The 4325-nt window shown below is 45.7% G+C and carries 8 protein-coding genes and 2 pseudogenes; 2 read left to right on the plus strand and 8 right to left on the minus strand.

Features of this window, described 5'->3' with window-relative positions; all coding sequences use genetic code 11:
- Positions 1–484 (plus strand): TonB-dependent receptor domain-containing protein (locus tag RMO52_RS20565; protein ID WP_310417997.1); only part of this gene is annotated, 484 nt, incomplete at its 5' end.
- A gap of 27 nt (positions 485–511) precedes the next feature.
- On the plus strand, positions 512–679 hold the full coding sequence (locus RMO52_RS20570; protein WP_309739544.1) for a hypothetical protein: 168 nt from the start codon (positions 512–514) through the stop codon (positions 677–679).
- Between the two features lie 5 nt (positions 680–684).
- Here the strand turns inward: RMO52_RS20570 and RMO52_RS20575 are convergent, their stop codons facing one another.
- The 8 genes and pseudogenes from RMO52_RS20575 to RMO52_RS20610 form a co-directional block, all read right to left on the minus strand.
- Complete coding sequence (locus RMO52_RS20575; RefSeq protein ID WP_310418001.1) at positions 685–1758, minus strand: iron-siderophore ABC transporter substrate-binding protein; 1074 nt, start codon at positions 1756–1758, stop codon at positions 685–687.
- On the minus strand, positions 1748–2332 hold the full coding sequence (locus tag RMO52_RS20580) for a GNAT family N-acetyltransferase (protein WP_310418004.1): 585 nt from the start codon (positions 2330–2332) through the stop codon (positions 1748–1750). Before RMO52_RS20580 ends, RMO52_RS20575 begins: the two co-directional genes overlap by 11 nt.
- On the minus strand, positions 2319–2480 hold the full coding sequence (locus RMO52_RS20585; RefSeq protein WP_310418007.1) for a hypothetical protein: 162 nt from the start codon (positions 2478–2480) through the stop codon (positions 2319–2321). Before RMO52_RS20585 ends, RMO52_RS20580 begins: the two co-directional genes overlap by 14 nt.
- A gap of 133 nt (positions 2481–2613) precedes the next feature.
- Positions 2614–2727: pseudogene (locus RMO52_RS20590) on the minus strand (DUF5615 family PIN-like protein); the annotation flags it as partial.
- Positions 2724–2948 (minus strand): DUF433 domain-containing protein, encoded by a 225-nt coding sequence (locus RMO52_RS20595; protein ID WP_310418013.1) that lies wholly within the window; start codon positions 2946–2948, stop codon positions 2724–2726. The gene RMO52_RS20595 and the pseudogene RMO52_RS20590, both read right to left, overlap by 4 nt.
- A gap of 161 nt (positions 2949–3109) precedes the next feature.
- Entirely contained in the window at positions 3110–3385 is a 276-nt protein-coding gene (locus RMO52_RS20600) for a hypothetical protein (RefSeq protein ID WP_310418016.1), read from the minus strand.
- Positions 3386–3514: 129 nt separating this feature from the next.
- On the minus strand, positions 3515–4117 hold the full coding sequence (locus RMO52_RS20605; RefSeq protein WP_310418019.1) for a hypothetical protein: 603 nt from the start codon (positions 4115–4117) through the stop codon (positions 3515–3517).
- An 88-nt stretch (positions 4118–4205) separates the two neighbouring features.
- Positions 4206–4325 (minus strand): annotated as a pseudogene (locus RMO52_RS20610) (ISKra4 family transposase); the annotation flags it as partial.

Here is a 4325-nt window from a genome sequence, read left to right on the forward strand (position 1 = left end):
TAACGATCCCTTTGCTTCGATCGCTTCTGGAGAGCAGCGCAGCCAGGGAATCGAGGTTGATGTGGCGGGCGAATTAGCCCCTGGCTGGAAAGTGATTGCTGCCTATGCTAACACTAACGGTCGAGTTACCGCCGATACCGATGCTACTTTGGTTGGCAAAAAATTGTATGGAGTTCCCGACAATGCCTTCAGCTTGTGGAGCACCTACGAGTTTCAACAAGGAGGCTTAAAAGGATTGGGCTTCGGAGCGGGTCTAAATTATATTGGCGAACGCCAAGGCGATCTTGACAATAGTTTTACAGCAGACAGCTATTTAACTGTCGATGCAGCACTTTTCTATAAAAAAGATGACTGGCGATTTGGCTTGGCTCTAAAAAATATCGGCAATACTAAGTATGTAGAAACTGTCGGTAACAGACGTGGTTCTGCTAATTTCTACGGCGATCCTTTTACAGTCCAGGCAAATGTTTCTTGGCAGTTTTAAACATGAGCTGCCCAGCAGTCAAATTTTGTGGCGATCGGTGGGATCGGCATCGGTGGTAGCTGGGGTGGGACGATCTCTAGTAAGCTGGGCTACAGTGTCTCAACCAATGCGGGCGATCGTCAATTATGGTGTCGATCGACTACTCGCCAACTATCGATCGATCCTGACAAAACTAACAACCGCACCAGCAGGTAACACACCTACTGGAGGAGGCTCGAACCCGATTTTGCTGATAGTAGCTGTTTTTTAAACTCCTCAAGATAGAGCTGAGTCCCAATCGGGCCAGGTAATGCCAGACACTGATAGCTAGGCATAAAATAAACCTTGCCTGCTTTGCTAGCTTTGAGCGATCGGGCGATCGGATTACTCGTCCAAGCTTGTTGGAGTTTAGTCAGTTGATATTCCTCAAACCCATCTGCTAGACCACGTTCTGGGACATTACGGAAGTTGTGCCCCAGCAGCACGATCGCATCTGCCGCATCGAGTTCGGGGAACGTTTCGATCGAAATCGGCGCGAAAGTCTTCGGCGGTGCTTGCCCAAATTGTTGCGGGTAAACCAATTGAAAACCTAAATCTTGGGGTAAAGAGTTACACCGATTGTGAATTTTGGTCACTAGCCCCACCTCGCGGAGATCGGCTGAAATCAGCATTAGCAACTTGGGCGCGGTGGCAACTAATGGGGCAAACGCTTGGCGGGCGGTCGCAATTTGTTGTTTCGTCTCCCGCAATAAATCTGCGGCGCGTTCGGTTTGATTTACGGCGATGGCGATCGTCTGGAGATTGCCATCGGGATCGCCCCATTTGAGAATGAGTGTCGGTGCGATCTTCGATAGGGTTTGATAGTGCTTGGTATTGGCAATATCCAGCCCCAAAATTAAGTCCGGTTTTGCTTTGACAATTGCTTCGATCGAGGGGGTGCCAGCCATGCCCACATTGGCGATCGATCCGGCGATCCGCGCTCCTAAATAGGGAATCTGTGTGCTGGGCCGATCGTATTCGCCTCGGTGCAAAGCGGCATAGTCCGCAAAGGCTACTGGCTGAACACCGAGAGCCAGTAATGGTTCTAATAAATATGGGCCTAGTACGACAATCCGTTTTGCTCCTTCGCACACTTGCGTCGTTCCGGCGGTATGCTCGATTTGCTGGCAGTTAGCGCGGGTTGCAGTTGGCGCGATCGATTGGATCGAAGGCTCGAATTTGCCCGCACAGGCAGCGATCGTCAGTATCAACCCGATCGCCACAACCAGCTTATAAAAATAATTCCTAAATTTCATCGAATAGATCTATCAGTGGTTTAAGATCGAGGTACATAGTGCGATAGGGAGTTGAAGGTGGTAAAACTTCCTCGGCATTAACAAAACAGAAACCGAACTTCTGATAAAAGCCAGAAGCATCGTAAGGCGGTGTCATGTCGTCATCATACATAGCATCAACCGTCAGGAATCTAACACCAATCGCCGGGGCAATTTCACTTGCTACATATTCAATAGACCATTCCACTAATCTACGACCTGCTCCTTTTGCCCGTTTATCAGCGGCAAGCAAGCCAATCTTGACGGCTGGAAAAGTTTGATACTGAACGCCTTCATCAATCAAGATTGGCCGATCGAGATCCAGTTTATCGGCAATTAGAGTGACATAACCAGCCAAAGAATCTTCATAGCGTAGCACCCAGCATTGACTGATGCGGGCATCGATCTCTCGTTGAATGCGCCCTTGTCGCCAGTAAGTAACAAATTCTCCCCGCGAACAGCGAAACCCCTGACCTAAACCACTCAGATTGGGGGTAACGCGCTCAACAGGCATTTTGGAAAAGTCGATGTCAGCGAACTTACTACTTGGAGGCATTCTCAGACTTCCGACGGGCGGCTATCTGCTTCATCAAAGCCAAGGCAGTTTCATTCGCAACATGGCCACCACTTTGGATCGCTTGGGCTAGCTTTTGGGTTTCGCTGCCAGAGACAGGCTTGGATACGGTATGAAAAGGATATTTCATGGCTTTATGATGGTCGCTAGTCCTATCTTAGCATGTCAATTTTTGGGAGTTCCTGAATTTGTGACATGAGTTTAGCTAATGGCATTTGAGCATCTTCTTATTCTATAGAGACGATCGTCATCCCGTTCGCGTAGCGATCGTCATCTCTATCCATTTGTAATGGAAAGACATGTTGAGAATTAGGATAGAGATCGGCAAGAATAAGAACTAAGCGAGGTGAAAGATTATGGTCAAAAAGCAATTTCATGCCGCAATAGTGAGGGTAAGCTGTTCCCGATCGGCGGCGTAGCTAAGGCAGGCAAGAATGTCAGTGGCGGTGAGGTACGGAAAGTCTTGTAGAATTTCATCTTGGGTCATACCAGACGCTAAATAGGACAAGACATCGTAGACGGTAATTCGCATCCCTCGGATACAAGGTTTTCCGCTGCGTTTTCCGGGTTCTAGAGTGATGATGTCTTGATATTTCATGGGTATATGGATCGCAACAATAAATTTATTCTAGCGCAACGTCTTTCTTTAATTCGATCGAAACCCTGTATCGATTACTGCCTCGAAACTTTTCATGATGTCAATGTTTCTCAAGACAACTGGGATTATTGCCTCACAATTTTGATTCACCTTCCCCTGCATCATAGGGTTTCTCTCACACTCCGCGCACCAAAATGGTAAACCGATCTGTGACCAATCCGAATAAACCAAGTTTGAGCATCGGGGTACTTGGCGAGAAGATGCTCGGATGCGTTCACGATATCGTCTGCCACCTCAAAGGCTCCGGTTTCGATATCGATCGATACAATCTTACCAGTATTGCCTTCTTCGACTTGCGATCGAATCTGTGAATTATAAAGCGCATCGCCTCGTTGGGCAAACTCTTCTTTGCTATAGCGGGGTTGTCGAACTGTCATGGGTTTAACCTTACTGCGACTTAGAATCTCTTTATTTTAACCTAGAGGAATAAGCATTAAAAACGCTGTTTTTTCTCTCGTAAGCTGCCAAGTTCTGTCGCTAACGTACATGCGTCAACATTTGTATATTTAGCAGTTTTTCTGAGCCTTCATCTTTAAGAGTGCAACTAATTCAGCAATCTCTTCAGCAATAATTTCAGACATTCCAAGATGAGGAACTTGAAAATTTGGAAGACAAATAGTTATCGGCTCCTCCTTAAGCGATGGATCTGAAGATTTTATGTGTGTCGTTACAATTACCCAGAGAGATTGTCGTATTTTCTCAATCCTTTCCTGTTGACTGATATTTTCATCAATGGGGGGTAAATAATCCCACTTAGAATTATACTTCTGTGCCGACAACTCAGCTTTGAGAAGTGCTATTTTCTGTTGTAATGGGTTATGCTCAAGTTCTGTTTCGATTTCAGTACCAAATACCCAGCCTTGTAGAAGTTCGTGTTGCTCTAAGTCAGATAAGTCACAATAATCTTCTTCTAGCATTCCGAGTTCTTGCGCTGGATTTTGCTCCAAATTCCTTTTCCTTCGATCGAATTCCTGATGAGCTAGGATTTTCCCAATCAAGGCATCGACAGTTGTCAATTTCACTTCTCGATCCAAATCATTAAACTGTTTAGAACCGACAACTATATATGGAATATAACTTCCATGAGCAACCTTTAGTTTGAGTTCCATCCAAGGCTTCCTATATTCAGGAACACCATATTGTCTTTGTGGATAATATTGATAACTTGTATTAAAACGGGAGCATCCCACTTTTTATTTAGCGATCGCTAATTAATCTGTTAAGGTAGGCACAGCGATGGGCTAGTACTTGAGGAACATTTTCAAATTTCCACTGTGCCCCAGATATTTTAGTGCGACGGTCAATCTGTTTAATTGT

Origin of the sequence: Chamaesiphon sp. OTE_8_metabat_110, from assembly GCF_031382685.1 — a bacterium.
Classification (GTDB): Bacteria; Cyanobacteriota; Cyanobacteriia; order Cyanobacteriales; family Chamaesiphonaceae; genus Chamaesiphon.

Bases quoted from the DNA above. Each gene is read 5' to 3' on its own strand.
- RMO52_RS20575 (WP_310418001.1), bottom strand. From the start codon at position 1,758: ATGAAATTTAGGAATTATTTTTATAAGCTGGTTGTGGCGATCGGGTTG.
- RMO52_RS20580 (WP_310418004.1), bottom strand. From the start codon at position 2,332: ATGCCTCCAAGTAGTAAGTTCGCTGACATCGACTTTTCCAAAATGCCT.
- RMO52_RS20585 (WP_310418007.1), bottom strand. From the start codon at position 2,480: ATGAAATATCCTTTTCATACCGTATCCAAGCCTGTCTCTGGCAGCGAA.
- RMO52_RS20595 (WP_310418013.1), bottom strand. From the start codon at position 2,948: ATGAAATATCAAGACATCATCACTCTAGAACCCGGAAAACGCAGCGGA.
- RMO52_RS20600 (WP_310418016.1), bottom strand. From the start codon at position 3,385: ATGACAGTTCGACAACCCCGCTATAGCAAAGAAGAGTTTGCCCAACGA.
- RMO52_RS20605 (WP_310418019.1), bottom strand. From the start codon at position 4,117: ATGGAACTCAAACTAAAGGTTGCTCATGGAAGTTATATTCCATATATA.